Annotated in this window: 17 protein-coding genes; 8 read left to right on the forward strand and 9 right to left on the reverse strand. The window is 52.5% G+C overall.

The window, feature by feature from the left end:
- The first annotated feature begins 52 nt into the window (after positions 1-52).
- From sppA to D9980_RS08355, 4 genes are all read left to right on the forward strand, one after another.
- Positions 53-1,906 (forward strand): signal peptide peptidase SppA, encoded by a 1,854-nt coding sequence (sppA, locus tag D9980_RS08340; RefSeq protein WP_024485386.1) that lies wholly within the window; start codon positions 53-55, stop codon positions 1,904-1,906.
- Positions 1,907-1,998: 92 nt separating this feature from the next.
- Entirely contained in the window at positions 1,999-3,015 is a 1,017-nt protein-coding gene (ansA, locus tag D9980_RS08345) for an asparaginase (RefSeq protein WP_024528777.1), read from the forward strand.
- An 18-nt stretch (positions 3,016-3,033) separates the two neighbouring features.
- A complete protein-coding gene (gene pncA, locus D9980_RS08350; protein ID WP_024485388.1) occupies positions 3,034-3,666 on the forward strand; it encodes a bifunctional nicotinamidase/pyrazinamidase in 633 nt (210 codons plus the stop codon).
- Between the two features lie 242 nt (positions 3,667-3,908).
- Positions 3,909-5,189 (forward strand): glycoside hydrolase family 18 protein, encoded by a 1,281-nt coding sequence (locus D9980_RS08355; protein ID WP_121606999.1) that lies wholly within the window; start codon positions 3,909-3,911, stop codon positions 5,187-5,189.
- Positions 5,190-5,230: 41 nt separating this feature from the next.
- On the opposite strand, the gene D9980_RS08360 is transcribed toward D9980_RS08355, so the two are convergent.
- A complete protein-coding gene (locus D9980_RS08360) occupies positions 5,231-5,503 on the reverse strand; it encodes a YeaC family protein (protein WP_021181206.1) in 273 nt (90 codons plus the stop codon).
- Positions 5,504-5,567: 64 nt separating this feature from the next.
- Positions 5,568-5,981, reverse strand: coding sequence for a peptide-methionine (R)-S-oxide reductase MsrB (msrB, locus tag D9980_RS08365; RefSeq protein ID WP_121607000.1), 414 nt, complete (start codon positions 5,979-5,981; stop codon positions 5,568-5,570).
- Positions 5,982-6,328: 347 nt separating this feature from the next.
- On the opposite strand from msrB, the gene gapA reads away from it, so the two are divergent.
- A complete protein-coding gene (gapA, locus tag D9980_RS08370; RefSeq protein ID WP_021181204.1) occupies positions 6,329-7,324 on the forward strand; it encodes a glyceraldehyde-3-phosphate dehydrogenase in 996 nt (331 codons plus the stop codon).
- Positions 7,325-7,532: 208 nt separating this feature from the next.
- Positions 7,533-8,408 (forward strand): D-hexose-6-phosphate mutarotase, encoded by an 876-nt coding sequence (locus D9980_RS08375; protein ID WP_121607001.1) that lies wholly within the window; start codon positions 7,533-7,535, stop codon positions 8,406-8,408.
- Between the two features lie 123 nt (positions 8,409-8,531).
- On the opposite strand, the gene D9980_RS08380 is transcribed toward D9980_RS08375, so the two are convergent.
- Positions 8,532-9,236, reverse strand: a complete 705-nt coding sequence (locus tag D9980_RS08380; RefSeq protein WP_121608981.1) for a MipA/OmpV family protein — start codon at positions 9,234-9,236, stop codon at positions 8,532-8,534.
- 493 nt (positions 9,237-9,729) lie between these two features.
- Between D9980_RS08380 and yeaG the strand changes: the two genes are divergently transcribed.
- Both yeaG and D9980_RS08390 read left to right on the forward strand, forming a co-directional pair.
- Entirely contained in the window at positions 9,730-11,664 is a 1,935-nt protein-coding gene (yeaG, locus tag D9980_RS08385; protein ID WP_021806619.1) for a protein kinase YeaG, read from the forward strand.
- Positions 11,665-11,781: 117 nt separating this feature from the next.
- A complete protein-coding gene (locus tag D9980_RS08390) occupies positions 11,782-13,050 on the forward strand; it encodes a YeaH/YhbH family protein (protein ID WP_024485395.1) in 1,269 nt (422 codons plus the stop codon).
- A gap of 213 nt (positions 13,051-13,263) precedes the next feature.
- Here the strand turns inward: D9980_RS08390 and D9980_RS08400 are convergent, their stop codons facing one another.
- From D9980_RS08400 to cspA, 6 genes are all read right to left on the reverse strand, one after another.
- Positions 13,264-13,698 (reverse strand): DUF2570 family protein, encoded by a 435-nt coding sequence (locus D9980_RS08400; protein WP_121607003.1) that lies wholly within the window; start codon positions 13,696-13,698, stop codon positions 13,264-13,266.
- Positions 13,699-14,062: 364 nt separating this feature from the next.
- The gene (locus tag D9980_RS08405) at positions 14,063-14,314 is read right to left on the reverse strand and encodes a hypothetical protein (protein ID WP_121607004.1); all 252 of its coding nucleotides are present in this window, start codon (positions 14,312-14,314) and stop codon (positions 14,063-14,065) included.
- 97 nt (positions 14,315-14,411) lie between these two features.
- Positions 14,412-15,074, reverse strand: coding sequence for an anti-sigma factor domain-containing protein (locus D9980_RS08410; RefSeq protein ID WP_121607005.1), 663 nt, complete (start codon positions 15,072-15,074; stop codon positions 14,412-14,414).
- The gene (locus D9980_RS08415; RefSeq protein WP_121607006.1) at positions 15,071-15,625 is read right to left on the reverse strand and encodes a sigma-70 family RNA polymerase sigma factor; all 555 of its coding nucleotides are present in this window, start codon (positions 15,623-15,625) and stop codon (positions 15,071-15,073) included. Before D9980_RS08415 ends, D9980_RS08410 begins: the two co-directional genes overlap by 4 nt.
- A gap of 60 nt (positions 15,626-15,685) precedes the next feature.
- Positions 15,686-16,246 carry a fasciclin domain-containing protein gene (locus D9980_RS08420; protein ID WP_021181194.1) on the reverse strand — a complete coding sequence of 187 codons (561 nt, stop codon included), beginning with the start codon at positions 16,244-16,246 and terminating at the stop codon, positions 15,686-15,688.
- A 412-nt stretch (positions 16,247-16,658) separates the two neighbouring features.
- Entirely contained in the window at positions 16,659-16,871 is a 213-nt protein-coding gene (gene cspA, locus D9980_RS08425) for an RNA chaperone/antiterminator CspA (protein WP_024485401.1), read from the reverse strand.
- Between the last annotated feature and the right edge of the window lie 120 nt (positions 16,872-16,991).

Below are 16,991 nucleotides of genomic sequence, written 5' to 3' on the forward strand. Positions count from 1 at the left end.
TTCGGCCGCTCATTAGGATAGCGGAACATTCTAGACTCTTGTTGGAGAGCACATGCGCACATTGGGGCGAATTATTGCAGGTATTTTCAGATGGACATGGCGTCTGCTGAATTTTGTCAGGGAACTTATCCTGAACTTGTTCCTGATTTTCTTGATCCTGGTTGGGGTCGGTATTTATCTTTCACTCCAAGGCAATTCTTCGGCAGTAGCACCGCATGGCGCACTGCTGGTCGATCTCAGCGGCGTGGTGGTTGATCAACCTTCGGTGAACAACCGGGTTCGTCAGTGGGGCCGCGAACTGCTGGGTGCTTCTAGCAACCGCCTACAGGAAAACTCACTGTTTGACCTGGTGGATACCATTCGCAAGGCCAAAGATGATAAAAACATCACCGGTATGGTATTACAGCTGAATGATTTTGCCGGGGCGGATCAGCCTTCCCTGCAATATATCGGTAAGGCACTGCGCGAATTCCGCGACAGCGGTAAACCGATCTATGCCATCGGCGACAGCTATAACCAAACGCAATACTATCTGGCCAGCTATGCCAACAAGATCTATTTGTCACCTCAGGGTGCCGTCGATCTGCATGGTTTCGCCACCAACAACCTTTACTACAAATCCCTGTTGGAGAAGCTGAAGGTCACCACCAATATTTTCCGTGTGGGCACCTATAAATCTGCCGTAGAGCCGCTGATCCGTGACGATATGTCACCGGCAGCGCGGGAAGCCGATAGCCGTTGGGTCGGCGGGCTGTGGCAAAACTATCTGGATACGGTGGCGGCTAACCGTCAACTCACGCCAGATCAGTTGTTCCCAGGCGCAGCAGATATTCTCAGTGGCTTAAAGGCAGCGGGTGGTGATACCGCACAGTTTGCCCTGAACAGCAAACTGGTCGATGAACTGGCCTCTCGCACTGCGATAGAAACACAGTTGGTAAAAACCTTCGGTTGGGACAAGCAGAGCAATGACTTCAATGCGGTCAGCATCTACGATTACCAGCCGCAGCCGTCACCGGATCAGGGCGGTGAGATCGCCGTTATCTTCGTCAATGGCGCGATCATGGATGGCCCACAGACGCCAGGATCGGTCGGTGGCGATACCACGGCCTCACAACTGCGTCAGGCACGTCTGGATCCGAAAATCAAAGCCGTTATCCTGCGCGTCAATAGCCCTGGCGGTAGCGTCAGCGCTTCAGAAGTGATCCGCTCCGAGCTGGCCGCGGTTCGCGCCGCAGGTAAACCGGTGGTGGTTTCCATGGGTGGAATGGCCGCGTCTGGCGGTTACTGGGTGTCGACCCCGGCAGATTACATTATCGCCAGTCCGAGCACCCTCACCGGCTCCATCGGTATCTTCGGCGTGATCAACACTTATGAGAACACGCTGGATAGCGTTGGCGTACATACCGACGGCGTCGCGACATCACCACTAGCCGATCTGGCAGTGACGAAAGCACTGCCTCCAGAGTTCTCGCAGATGATGCAGTTGAACATCGAGAACGGTTACAAGAACTTCATCAACCTGGTGGCAACCGCCCGGAAAATGACGCCAGAGCAGGTCGATCACATTGCTCAGGGTCATGTCTGGATCGGTAGCGACGCCAAGAAAAATGGCCTGATCGACCAACTGGGTGACTTTGACGACGCCGTGAAGAAAGCGGCAGAGCTGGCCAAGCTGCCACAGTGGCAACTCAACTGGTTTATCGATGCCCCTAGCATGACGGATATGCTGCTCAGCCAGTTTGGCGTCTCTATCCACGCCATGCTGCCTGCGGCGATCCAGTCAATGCTGCCAGCCCCGTTGGCATCGGTGGCGCTGGCGGTGAAAGAACAGCCTGGCCTGTTTAATAACCTGAACGATCCGCAACATCGTTATGCCATATGCCTGACTTGCGGAGAGGTCCGTTAACAAATAAATCTCTAGCCCGGCACCCGCCGGGCTTTTTTTCTCCTGCCATCTCCCTATAATTCAGCCTATCTGACAGCCACAAGATCAAAGCCATGCAAAAGAAATCCATTTACGTCGCCTATACCGGCGGCACTATCGGTATGCAGCGTTCCGAACAGGGCTACATCCCGGTTTCCGGCCACCTTCAGCGCCAGTTGGCGCTGATGCCCGAGTTCCATCGGCCAGAAATGCCGGATTTCACCATTCATGAATATGCCCCGTTGATCGACTCTTCGGATATGACCCCCGAAGACTGGCAGCATATCGCCGACGACATCAAACAGAATTACACCCGCTATGACGGCTTTGTTATTCTGCACGGCACCGACACCATGGCGTTTACCGCTTCAGCCCTGTCCTTCATGCTGGAGAACCTGGATAAGCCGGTGATCGTCACCGGATCGCAAATCCCGCTGGCAGAATTGCGCTCCGACGGCCAAACCAATCTGTTGAATGCCCTCTATCTGGCCGCCAATCATCCAGTAAACGAGGTCAGCCTGTTCTTCAACAACAAGCTGTTTCGTGGCAACCGCACGACCAAGGCACATGCCGACGGCTTTGATGCCTTCGCCTCCCCTAATCTCCCGCCCTTACTGGAAGCAGGTATCCACATACGCCGCCAGACCGGCATCGCCTCTCCAGTGTGCAATGGGGAATTGATCGTGCATAACATCACGCCACAGCCCATCGGCGTGGTGACGATTTATCCGGGGATTTCCGGTGCCGTGGTGCGTAACTTCCTGCTGCAACCGGTCAAAGCTCTGATCCTGCGCTCTTACGGCGTCGGTAACGCGCCGCAAAAGGCCGAATTGGTGGATGAATTGCGTGATGCTTCCGAGCGTGGCATCGTAGTGGTCAACCTGACACAATGTATCTCTGGCCGGGTCAATATGGAAGGCTATGCGACCGGTAATGCCCTGGCTCATGCTGGCGTCATCAGCGGTTTTGATATGACGGTGGAGGCCGCGCTGACCAAGCTGCATTACCTGTTGAGCCAGCCGTTAACCCCAGAAGAAATCCGCAGCCTGATGCAACAAGACCTGCGTGGCGAATTAAGCGCTGCGGGCTAACCCGAAGTGGGAACTCAGATGAAAACTGCTCTGTTGCTGATTGATTTACAAAACGACTTTTGCCCCGGCGGCGCTTTAGGCGTGGCAGAAGGTGATGCCACCATTGACGTCGCCAATCAGGCTATCGCAGCCAGCCTGGCCCGTAATGAAGCGGTGATCGCCAGCCAGGACTGGCACCCGGCGGATCATCGCAGTTTTGCGATTAACTCCAACGCACAGATTGGTACGCTTGGGGAACTGGAAGGCCTGCCTCAGGTTTGGTGGCCAGTGCACTGCGTTCAGGACAGTCCTGGCGCAGAGCTTCATCCACAGCTTGATAAGCAGCACATCGCGGCGATATTCCGTAAGGGCGAGAACTCGGATATCGATAGCTATAGTGCTTTCTTTGATAACGGGCATCGGGCGCAAACGGCGCTCGATGGCTGGCTGAAGGAGCGCGGCATCACTCATCTCGCCGTGATGGGGCTGGCCACCGATTATTGCGTCAAGTTCAGCGTGTTAGATGCCTTGCGTTTGGGTTATCAGACTCAAGTCATCACCGATGGCTGCCGCGGTGTCAATTTAAGCCCCGATGACAGCGAGCAGGCATTGGCAGAAATGCAGTCGGCTGGCGCACAGTTAGTTACACTGTCACAGTTTATTCAGCGCTAACGGTTTTTGGGGCTGCTTGACCTTAGCGCCCCATATTCCCCACCAACCGCTTTATTTTCGACGCTGCTCACATTCCCACCATTCTTCTGCGCGCTCACCTTGTTCCCTCCCGTCTCTTTTGCTGTTATGGCTGATGATGCATTGGCATCAATAAGTTATACGCATCCGGGGCCTGCCGAGCCCGGCTTTATTGATACCGCCATAGGCGGTTCAGGTCGGCCTTGCTGACCAAAGGAGACAACATGGCTTTAACCCGTAAACTGCTGCCCTTGCTGGTAGCGGTGCAACTCGGTATGGCTGGCGCGAGCATCGCGCACGCCGCACCTTATCTTTCTGTCGGCTACTTTAACGGCGGTGGCGACGTGACCGCCGGGCCTGGCGGTGATATCAACCAGTTGGACGTCAGCCAGATCACCCACCTCAACTACTCTTTTGGCCTGATTTATAACGCTGAAAAAGAGGAAACTAACCCGGCACTGAAAGATCCCTCCCGCCTGCACCAAATCTATCTCTCCCCAAAAGTCGAAGCAGACTTAAAGCGCTTACCCGTATTGCGCCAACAAAATCCGGCGCTGAAGGTTTTGCTGTCCGTTGGCGGCTGGGGAGCCCGTGGGTTCTCCGGCGCGGCAGCCACACCGGAAAGCCGGGCGGTGTTTATCCGTTCGGTGCAGGAGGTGATTGCCAAGTATCAGCTCGATGGTATCGATCTGGATTGGGAATATCCGGTTAACGGTGCCTGGGGATTAGTGGAAAGCCAACCGGCCGACAAAGCCAATTTCACCACCCTACTGAGCGAACTGCATCAGGAGCTAGGCAAAGAAAAACTGCTGACCATCGCCGTAGGCGCCAACGTCAAAAGTCCGCAGGAATGGGTAGACGTTAAGGCTATCGCGCCCTATCTGGACTACATCAATCTGATGACCTACGACATGGCGTACGGTACCCAGTATTTCAACTCCAATCTCTATGACTCCAAACAATGGCCAACCGTGGCCGCCGCCGACAAGTACAGCGCCGACTACGTGGTCAACAACTATCTGGCCGCCGGGCTGAAGCCTGCTCAGCTCAATCTGGGGATCGGTTTCTATGGCCGGGTACCTAAACGCGCCACCGAGCCGGGTATTGATTGGGATGTAGCTGATGCGGCCAAGCACCCTGTCACCCAGCCCTATTTCACCGCACGTGAAAAAGACGTCTTTAAATCGCTGGGTGTGGATTTGGATAAAGACAGCTACATCAAATACAACGATATCGTGAACAAGATGCTGAAAGACCCACAGCGGCGCTTCACCGCGCATTGGGATAACGAGGCCAAGGTGCCCTATCTGATGATGAAGTCAACCGAAGGCAAACCACTGTTCGCGATAAGCTATGAAAACCCACGCTCGGTAGCCATCAAGACCGAGTACATCAAGAGCAAAGGATTGGGAGGGGCGATGTTCTGGGAGTATGGTGCGGACGATAACAACCGCCTGGCCCATCAGCTAGCCGAAAGCTTAGGCTTGAGCCCGCAGAAGCAGTAAAACCTTCAGGGCGATGGCAACATCGCCCTGCCAGCAACAGGTTACTGCGGCTTCAGCTTGGCCAACGGCTCGGCCATAAACTGCTGCTTCAGCTCCTGTTTGCTTTTCATCACGATTTGCCCGTCGGTGCCAATGCTCATATGTTGTGGGTCCGCATTGTTCATCGACTGCCACAGCATCACCGCCTGCAAGCTGTGTTCTTTCTGCTCTGGCGTCAGTGCCACACCATCTGGCCACTTGCCCAGTTCTACTGCCAGCACCAGCCGCTGGTAGATTTCCGGCGTCATGGCCGCAATCAGATCTTTTACTTCCATCAGAGCATGTCCTCACCCGGGGATGAATAATTAGCTGAATCGATTTTGTTGGTTTAGTTACAGCTTAACCTGCCGTCTGCTCGCCATTTTCGTCGTCGGTGAAATTCAGTGACGCGGAGTTGACACAGTAGCGTTCGCCAGTCGGCTGCGGACCATCGGGAAACACGTGTCCCAAATGCGCATCGCAGCTGCCACAGCGGATCTCGACTCGATGCATATTATGTGAATTATCATCAAGATAACGAATAGCATCGTCCGAAACAGGTTGATAGAAGCTGGGCCAGCCGCAGCCAGAATCAAACTTGCTGGCGGAGAAGAACAGTGGCGCGTTACAGCACAGGCAATGGTACACGCCCTCACGCTGGTTATGCAGTAATTTACCGCTATAGGGGGCTTCGGTGCCACGCTCTTGCGTCACATAACGTTGGATTTCATTCAGTTCCGTGAGCGGTGTCTTAGGGGTTGTCTCTTTAGCCATTTGTGCTATTCCCGCAATGTGGATAATGTCAACGAAAACAATGAGTAATAATAACAAAAAATTAACAACGCTGCAGGCCTTTTTAGCCTAAACTGTACGGCATAAAGGTTACGCTGCCGCCATATGTGACTTTGATCACATATCTTGCACGTACTGACTTTATACTTGGCGGTTTGCCCCCATATCGATGGGAGGACAAACGTAAATGGAATGTGCGATTTGTGTGCAAAACCGGGCCTCTGGTTTGACTTGCAGCAAGAATTGACACGATTCCGCTTGACGCTCGGTAAGGTTTTTGTAATTTTACAACCAACCTTTTATTCACTAACAAATAGCTGGTGGAATATATGACTATCAAAGTAGGTATCAACGGTTTTGGCCGTATCGGTCGCATTGTTTTCCGTGCTGCTCAGGAACGTTCTGACATCGAAATCGTTGCAATCAACGACCTGTTAGACGCAGAGTACATGGCTTACATGCTGAAGTATGACTCTACTCACGGCCGTTTCGACGGTACAGTAGAAGTTAAAGACGGCCACCTGGTTGTTAACGGCAAAACCATCCGTTGTACCTCAGAAAGAGATCCGGCTAACCTGAAGTGGAACGAAGTCAACGTTGACGTCGTTGCTGAAGCAACTGGCCTGTTCCTGACTGACGAAACTGCACGTAAACACATCGCTGCAGGTGCTAAGAAAGTTGTTCTGACTGGCCCATCTAAAGATGACACCCCTATGTTCGTTATGGGCGTGAACCACAAGTCTTACGCTGGCCAAGAAATCGTTTCCAACGCTTCTTGTACCACCAACTGCCTGGCACCACTGGCTAAAGTAATCAACGACAAGTTCGGCATCGTTGAAGCTCTGATGACCACCGTGCATGCGACTACCGCAACTCAGAAAACCGTTGATGGCCCGTCTCACAAAGACTGGCGCGGCGGCCGCGGCGCATCCCAGAACATCATCCCTTCTTCTACCGGTGCTGCTAAAGCAGTAGGTAAAGTCATCCCAGAACTGAACGGCAAACTGACCGGTATGGCGTTCCGCGTTCCTACTCCGAACGTGTCTGTGGTTGACCTGACTGCTCGTCTGGCTAAACCAGCTTCTTACAAAGAAATCTGTGCTGCTATCAAAGCCGCTTCAGAAGGCGAGCTGAAAGGCGTGCTGGGCTACACCGAAGACGAAGTGGTTTCTACCGATTTCAACGGCGAGAAACTGACTTCTGTGTTCGATGCTAAAGCCGGTATCGCGCTGAGCGACACCTTTGTGAAACTGGTTTCTTGGTACGATAACGAAACTGGCTACTCAAACAAAGTGCTGGACCTGATCGCTCACATCTCCAAGTAATGGCTTGATGTGCAGTTGATTATCAAGGGCGACACTAGTGTCGCCCTTTTTATACCCGTCGTCTTTCAAGCCACAGCGTTGTTACCTGCGCTTACACACCCCAGTCACTTACAATAGTAAGCTCCTGGGGATGAGTAAGCTTGTCGCCTAGCTGTAACTTGAAATCCATAGGGTATGTTTGTTTTTGCGGCGAAAAGAAGGCAACAACATGAACGAAAAAATCTTCACCCTACCCGTTAGCGAACAAATCACCCCTTTTATCAGCCAACGCCAACTGGACGAACTGCCAGTGGTGGTGGTTTCTCACCCGAAAGTCCGTGCGGCCGTTGCTCTGCAAGGGGCCCATCTGCTAGCCTGGCAGCCAAGCGGTGATAAACCGGTGCTTTGGCTGAGCAACAATACGCCTTTCAAAAACGGCGTGGCGATCCGCGGCGGCGTACCGATCTGCTGGCCGTGGTTTGGCCCGGCAGGTAGCCCATCCCACGGCTTTGCCCGTAATCAGCCGTGGCAGCTTACCGCGCACGATGAAGATGAAAACGGCGTGATCCTGACCTTCACGCTGCAAGACAACGAACAAACCCGCAAATTGTGGCCACATGCTTTCACCCTGATCGCCCGCTTCAAGCTGGGTGAAGAGTGCGAGATGGAGCTGGAATCACACGGTGACTACCAGGCTACCGCTGCTCTGCACAGCTATTTCCAGATCGGCGACATCGACAAGGTGAAAGTTGCCGGTTTGGGCGAGCATTATATCGATAAGGTGGCGAAGGGGATCGAGGCACGTCAGGTTGGCGAGCTGGAGTTTACCGGGCAAACCGATCGCGTCTACACCCAGGCCACGCCTTGCAGCCTGATCAAGGACCCGATGTTGCAACGCACCATCGAGGTCAATCATCACTATATGAGTGATGTGATCGCCTGGAACCCAGGTGTCGAGCTTTCCTGCAGCATGGCCGACATGCCAAACGACGGTTACAAAACCATGGTCTGTGTGGAAACCGGGCGCGTAAGCAAGCCGCTGATCGCCTCAGGGGAGCAACCTGCCCGCTTGGCGATGAAAATCCGCAGCATTAAAAATAGCTGATCAAACTGGGGCGAAACATTTCGCCCCTCTTCTCTTGATCATCCACCGCACCACAGATGTGCAAAAGGAGCGTTTCCGCCCCTTTTCGATGCACTCACTGCACCAAGATAATGCACCGTACGTTTAGAAGGTGTAAGTCACACCCGTCCACAGCATGCCGGTATAAGATTTATCAACCATTGGGCTGTCTTTAACTTCGCTGTCCAGGCGCGTATAACGCCCCGTGAAAAAGGCATTCCAGTTAGCGTTGATATTATAGTTGGTGCTCAATTCGACGTATGGCGACCAGCTATCGCTTGGCTTATAGGTGTCGAAGGTACTACGGCGGGACTCATCACCATTGATGCCATAGTAGTATTGGTTTTGGTTTGAGCTGTTCCAGTTTACCCCGATACCAGGAGCAAAGCTCCAGGAGTCCACCTGGAACTTATAGAGATAGGCGATATCGCCCACCAGGCCGTTACTGTTGTTCAGCGTATCGCCAGAGAAGGCCGTACGGATCGTTCCCCACTCAGCCTTATGTGTAAAGGCCACACCGGCCATCATGGTGCTACGGCGCTTGTCCAACTGCTTCATGCGGTCGTCGTCACTGTCGCCAGGCTTATAGTGCAACGGTGAGTAATAGGCGATCAGGCTCAGCTGATTTTGCTGATCTTTCCACAGGTTGTAACCGGCCAACAGAGTATGGAAGTAAAAATCATCGCCATCGTAATTGATGATAGGAACGGGATAGACACGATCCTGATAACCACGATAAGGATCGGGGCTGACCAGCGCTGAAGCACCGAGTGACCAGCTTCCTGCCTGAGCACTGTGCGCACAAACCATTGCGGAAGCGATAATTGCTAGCGTTTTGAGTTTAGATATCTTCACTGGCTTTTTCCATAGATAACAAGATGTAATTAACCGCTATAGTTTATGTGAAAACCGACGAGCCTGCCGGATCTTTACAATAGAAAACAACCAAGATCGAATAACTTAGAACCCAAAGATGAATTATTGATGGCAAAAAGATGACGTTTTTTGCCGCAACCCGCGCCAGACAAGGCATTTGCCGCCCCTCGCCATAACTGAGTCATTGAAATGACTTAAAAAAGACCCTTTCTCTTGCAGGAAATTTTCCAGTATGCAACTAAGCTTAAAATCAGAAGGTGAATTTAGGCTGAGCCCAGTGGCAATACAGCGCAACTCGCGAGAATAAGCGCACCAAGTTGGCATACGGGTTGCTGTACTCAGTCATAGCTTCATGCTTTCGGGAGCCAGAATACCAACACCAGCTCCTTTTTTAACCTGTGCTAATAACGAAAGGACGGGCATCGCCATGAACATATTTGACCACTATCGCCAGCGCTACGAAGCTGCCAAGGACGAAGAGTTCACACTGCAGGAATTTCTTTCCATCTGCCGGCAAGATCGCAGTGCCTATGCCAATGCGGCAGAACGCCTACTCATGGCTATCGGTGAACCAGTTATGGTCGATACCGCGCTTGAGTCGCGTATGTCTCGCCTGTTCTCCAACCGCGTGATCGCACGCTATCCGGCATTCGAGGAGTTCTACGGCATGGAAGAAGCTATCGAACAGATAGTTTCTTACCTGAAACACGCTGCCCAGGGCCTCGAAGAGAAGAAACAAATCCTTTATCTGTTGGGCCCGGTGGGTGGCGGTAAATCCTCGCTGGCAGAACGGCTGAAAGCCTTGATGCAGCGCGTGCCGATTTACACCCTGAGCGCCAACGGCGAGCGCAGCCCGGTCAATGACCATCCGCTGTGCCTGTTCAACCCGCAGGAGGATGCCACTATTCTGGAAAAAGAATACAACATCCCGACGCGCTATCTTGGCACCATTATGTCGCCGTGGGCCGCTAAACGCCTGCATGAGTTCGGCGGGGACATCACCAAATTCAAAGTGGTGAAGGTTCGTCCTTCAATACTTGAACAAATTGCCATCGCCAAAACCGAACCGGGCGACGAGAACAACCAGGATATTTCTGCGTTGGTGGGTAAAGTGGATATCCGCAAGTTGGAAAACCATGCGCAGAACGATCCGGATGCCTATGGCTACTCCGGCGCACTGTGCCGCGCCAACCAGGGGATCATGGAGTTCGTGGAGATGTTCAAAGCGCCAATCAAGGTGTTACATCCTCTGTTGACCGCCACCCAGGAAGGTAACTACAACGGTACCGAGGGGATTTCTGCCCTGCCGTTCAGCGGTATTATCCTGGCGCACTCTAACGAATCGGAGTGGGTGACCTTCCGCAACAACAAAAATAACGAGGCCTTCCTCGACCGTGTTTACATCGTCAAGGTGCCTTACTGCCTGCGGGTGTCGGAAGAGATTAAAATCTACGACAAACTGCTGGATAACAGCGAACTGACCCATGCGCCTTGCGCCCCTGGCACGTTGGAAACGCTGGCTCGCTTTACCGTGCTGTCGCGTATGAAAGAGCCAGACAATTCCAGCATCTACTCGAAGATGCGTGTCTACGATGGTGAAAGCCTGAAAGACACCGATCCGAAGGCCAAGTCGTATCAGGAGTATCGTGACTATGCCGGGGTGGATGAAGGTATGAACGGTCTTTCGACCCGTTTCGCCTTCAAAATTCTGTCTCGGGTGTTCAACTTTGACCATGCCGAAGTCGCGGCTAACCCGGTACACCTGTTCTATATCCTGGAACAGCAGATAGAGCGTGAGCAGTTCCCGCAGGATCTGGCGGAGAAATACCTGGAGCACCTGAAAGGCTACCTGATCCCGAAATACGCCGAGTTTATCGGCAAAGAGATCCAGACCGCCTATCTGGAATCCTACTCGGAATACGGTCAGAACATTTTTGACCGCTACGTGACCTATGCAGACTTCTGGATCCAGGATCAGGAGTACCGTGATCCAGATACCGGACAGCTGTTTGACCGTGAGTCATTGAATGCTGAACTGGAGAAAATCGAGAAGCCAGCGGGTATCAGCAACCCGAAAGATTTCCGCAACGAAATCGTCAACTTTGTCCTGCGTGCCCGTGCCAATAACAGTGGTCGGAACCCGAACTGGACCAGTTACGAGAAGCTGCGTACGGTTATCGAGAAGAAAATGTTCTCGAACACTGAAGAACTGCTGCCAGTCATTTCCTTTAATGCTAAAACCTCAACGGATGAGCAGAAAAAACACGATGACTTCGTCGACCGGATGATGGAGAAAGGCTACACCCGCAAGCAGGTTCGCCTTCTGTGCGAATGGTATCTGCGGGTGAGAAAATCTTCATAAACCGACGACCGCTGACGTCATAGATAGCCTATACCTGGGAATTTCGGGTTGTAGCCTGGCGGCTACAGCCTGAAAGACCCAAGGTAGAGAAAGTTGGCAACGTTGTTTGGGGGATGTATGGCGTATTTCATTGACCGACGGCTGAATGGCAAAAACAAGAGCATGGTGAACCGCCAGCGCTTCTTGCGTCGCTATAAGTCGCAAATCAAACAGTCGATTGCCGAAGCCATCAACAAGCGTTCGGTCACCGACGTGGACAGCGGGGAATCGGTGTCGATCCCCGGTGGCGATATCAACGAACCAATGTTCCATCAAGGGCGCGGCGGTAAACGCCATCGCGTTCATCCCGGTAACGATCACTTCGTACAAAATGACCGCGTTGAACGCCCACAAGGCGGCGGCGGTGGTGGTGGCGGCCAGGGCAATGCCAGCCAGGATGGGGATGGCCAGGATGAATTTGTCTTCCAGATCTCCAAAGATGAGTATCTCGACCTGTTGTTCGAGGATCTGGCGCTGCCTAACCTGAAGAAAAATCAGTACAAGCAACTGACCGAATACAAAACCCATCGTGCTGGCTACACCGCCAATGGCGTACCGGCCAATATCAGCGTGGTGCGTTCGCTGCAAAACTCACTGGCGCGTCGAACTGCCATGACCGCTGGTAAGCGGCGCGCTTTGCATGAGCTTGAAGACAGCCTTGCCCAGTTGGAAAACACCGAACCGGTGCAACTGCTGGAAGAAGAACGCATGCGTAAGGAGATTGCCGAGTTGCGCAAGAAAATCGACAGCGTGCCGTTTATCGACACCTTCGACCTGCGCTACAAGAACTACGAACGTCGGCCTGAACCCTCCAGCCAGGCGGTTATGTTCTGCCTGATGGACGTCTCTGGCTCAATGGATCAGGCAACCAAAGACATGGCCAAACGCTTTTATATTCTGCTGTATCTGTTCCTCAGCAGAACTTATAAGAACGTTGAGGTGGTCTATATACGTCACCATACCCAAGCTAAAGAAGTGGATGAGCAGGAGTTCTTCTACTCACAGGAAACCGGCGGCACCATCGTTTCCAGCGCCCTGAAGCTGATGAACGAAGTGGTCGAAGAGCGTTACGATCCTGCACAGTGGAATATCTATGCCGCTCAGGCTTCGGACGGGGATAACTGGGCTGATGATTCGCCACTGTGCCATGAACTGTTGTCAAAAAACATTCTGCCGATGGTGCGTTACTACAGCTATATCGAAATTACCCGCCGTGCTCACCAGACGCTGTGGCGTGAATATGAGCATCTGCAGGCGACGTTTGAAAACTTTGCCATGCAGCATATCCGCGAGCCGGATGATATCTATCCGGTGTTCAGGGAACTCTTCCACAAGCAAACGGCGTGATTTAATAGAAAACGGCCAGCAACGAAAGTTAGCTGGCCGTTTTAGCTCATAGGGTGCTACATACTCGCCAGCCAGCCGCAACCGCTATAAATTCAACAACACTGCCATTCGATCAACGCTTCGATCCTTGAAGCGCAGATATCAAGCTCACTCTGGCTAACCTGTAAAGCTATGACGGCATCCCCGAAAGTCTCCCCGATAAACGGTGTCTTCTCACACTTTTGTAGCAGTACCGCTGGCGGGTATACGTAGATCAGTTGCGGAGCCGGTGGCACCGGTTTTGGTTGCTCCGCGCAGGATATCGAGAGCATCAGCAGGCAACCGCTGATGAGCGCAGTCGTTATCCTCCAGCGCTTTGCGTAGCGTTCTATTTTCGGCATCGGCCTTTACTCTCTTTTGCTGTTCAATCTTGAGCTGTTGTTCGGTAGCACGACGATCGGCATCCGCGGCACCTTTCAGCGCAGTGATGGTTTCATCTCTTCCATTCAATGCACTGTACAACTCCTGGTTATCTTTCTGGTACTGCCCTATGTCGGCATTCAACGCATCAATACGTTGACTCATGCCAAACAACAGGGCAGCGAAGCCTAAGATCATCAGTAGCGGCCAATGGCCTTTGGAAAACTGGATTAACCCTGCCAGGCTCATGATAGAAATACCTCACACTCGGCAGGCTGGCGATTCTCCAAGCCCCGCAGCTTGTGATCCTTGGTAAATCTCCAATGAAGAGAGCGACTGCCAGCACTTTGTATACTTGTCTGCATTTGATATACCCCTGAACGAATCCAAATACCTGTTTGGATGAACAGTATCTCAAGGAGGAAGGATTCGGGATATTCGAAGGGGTTGTACCAGCCATGTCACAACTCGCTCTCTGCCGATAGTGAATTGAGCATTAGCAATGAAAAAATCCCACCTAAGCGAGATTTTTTGCATTGGATAACTCAACTTATTGCTGGCAGATGTGGCGTATCACTTAATGGCTAGGTTGCTTGCGAGGATTGTTGCCGAGTCACAACAAATATCTAAAATCGCGGATATCGGGCAACAGGCCCACCGTCCTAAGATGGCGGTTGCAGATAAACCAGATCTCATCCCGGTCGTTCGAGAGGATGAAATAAGCATCGGCGGTTTCCGAAGGATTGTACATTCCTAGCGCACGATAGGCCGTATGCGGGCTGAATCCGCTATCCAACGGATAAGGCTTGGGCGCATTGTCCATCTGCACCACTCTCAAGTACAACCCTTGCTCGATCCATATCATAAAGTCACCTGTCACGATTGTTGATAACTTTAGTATGGTCGTAAATAGGATTATCTTCACCGTCAGGAAAAAATCATCGACAAGAATATCAATCAGATCACAGTGAAGTTAACTGTCCGCTGTACAGCACCGGACCGGTAGGAAGCCCTGTAGGTGAGCCACCCGCTGGCTCCAGGCTGATGGCAATGGTCATGCCCTGCGCCAACGTCATCGAGTTCACTGCCAGCTCGGTCGGCTTCTCTGCAGCAACCAAACCTAAGGAGCGCGGCTTTTCACCCGGCGAGATCGCCCACAGTTGCAGGCTATTGGCTACGGCTAGCGTTTGCGGGTTAAGCGGGGTCAGTCTCAGATGGCGTTTGCCACTGTCCATGCTGACGATCCATTGCCCACTGCCCTGCTGACCCGCATTGAGCACCACTGCCGGAGCAAAATCCTGCGGCTGGGTGATAAAGCGCGGCACCAGCAACAACGCGGCCAAACCAGCAGCTAGCACCCAGCCAAGGTAGTCCCAGCGTTTACGCCGTGGCACTGCCTCAATGGGCAAACTGAGTTGGATCTTTTTCCACACGCGTTCCGGTGGCAATACCGGGGTCAATGCCAGATCCAACGGAGCCAGCAGCGTTTGCCAACGTGCAACCAAGGCGGCCAGCGTCGGATCCCGCTGGATACGCTGTTCAAAGTTCAACCGCGCAGGCCCGCGCAACGTGCCCAAGGCATATTCTGCGGCTAAAGCCGAGTCATACTCACCTTTGCTTTTCATAGGCCCACACAGTTTTTCAAATGATCCAGTGCCCGGCGGATCCAGCTTTTGATCGTGCCAAGCGGTTGTTGCAAATGTGCCGAAACCTCGCCATGAGACATACCTTGGTAGTAAGCCAACACAATGCTCTGCCGTTGTTCAACGTTCAGATGGTTCAGGCACTCGGCCAGTTTTCCAGCCTCCTCACCCAGCAGCAACTGACTGACAGGTTCTTCCGCGCTCGCCCCCAAGTCATCCAGCCACTCCTCTTCCGTTTGCCCCGCCCGGCCACCAGCACCGCGCAGCCAATCAATAGCCTTATTGCGCACAATGTGCGTCAGCCAGGTCAATGGGGAGCTGAGATTGGGGTCATAGCTGGCAGCGCGATTCCACACGCTGATAAAGCTTTCATGCAGCACCTCTTCAGCCCAGGATTGGCGACGCAGTAAACGCAGAGCAACGGCAAACAAGCGGGGCGACGTCTGTCGATAAAGCTGTTCAAACGCGTTGCGGTCGCCAAGCGCAACGGCTTGCATCAATTCGACATGTTGTTCAGGAAGTGCTTTGGTCATGTCCTGTCCTATCAAGGTGCGGGCAGCCTTTTGGCAGCCTGCACCTAGTATAGACGGGATTTATTTTGGCAACAGAACGCTGTCGATAACGTTGATCACGCCATTTTTCTGATAGACATCATAGGTGCTGATGTTGGCAATATGACCTTGGCCATCTTTGAGCTGAATATTGTGGGGGCCATTATTCATAATCCACAAAGGTTGGCCATTGACCGTTTTCAGCTCGGCCGTGCCGTGCCCTTCCTTGATTTTCTTCTCCAGCTGTTTCATATCATAGCGGCCAGCAACCACATGGTAGGTCAGCACTCCGGTCAGTGCCGCCTTATTTTCAGGTTTGAGCAAGGTATCGACCGTTCCGGCAGGCAGTTTGGCAAAGGCTTCATTGGTCGGAGCAAACACCGTAAACGGGCCAGCGCCTTGCAGAGTATCAACCAAACCTGCGGCCTTCACCGCAGCAACCAGCGTGGTGTGATCTTTGGAGTTGAGGGCATTCTCGACAATATTTTTGCTGGGGTACATGGCGGCACCGCCTACCATTACCGTATCGGACATCATGGCAGCCATTGAGACGCTACTGAACAACAGTGATGAACACAGGGCAGTACAGAGAAGCTTTTTCATGGTCATATCCTCGAAGGGTGATGTGGGAAGATGTCCTCACATAGCCATATACGTAGTGAACGAGAATATTGGATGCAGTAATCAGAAAATATTTTTCGAGCGGGGAAAATGGATGTAAAAAACCCCGGCGTAAACGCCAGGGTTAAAAGTAGTGCCGGTCGCTTTCCCGGCTGTCATGATGCGGTGCAAGCGTCCATCGAACACTCCAGCATTGCACAGCCTAAGCACGGCCTTTTCACAACAGAAAAGCAAACTTTGGTGAAATTGGCTTTTCTGTCTACCCTCATGGCTAGGAGGATATATGCAACCCCGGCACCAGGCCGGGATTGATTTGGTAGTGTCGATATCGCTTGTCTGCTCCGGTCTACACCATCATCGCTATTGCAAGTTTCAACCACACTACCCAGTCACATTACATTGCTGTAACGTTAACTGCTGATGGGCCTTTGGCGCCATTTTCGATGCTGAATTCAACCTGCTGGCCTTCATCAAGCGTCTTGTAATCATTACCCTGGATTGCAGAGAAGTGTACGAACACGTCTTTGCTGCCATCAGCAGGAGAAATGAAACCAAAACCTTTACCAGCGTCAAACCATTTTACTAAACCAGTCATTTTATTAGACATAGATACTTCCTTCATTGTTTTTTAGGCCGCCATAATGGCGAATGAGGTCTGCAATTCAGTGGAAACTTATGGGGGCACTAGAAGGAAATTCGCGGAAGAAGAGGTATCTGTCGGATATCG

Origin of the sequence: Serratia sp. 3ACOL1 (genome assembly GCF_003668775.1) — a bacterium.
GTDB lineage: Bacteria > Pseudomonadota > Gammaproteobacteria > Enterobacterales > Enterobacteriaceae > Chania > Chania fonticola.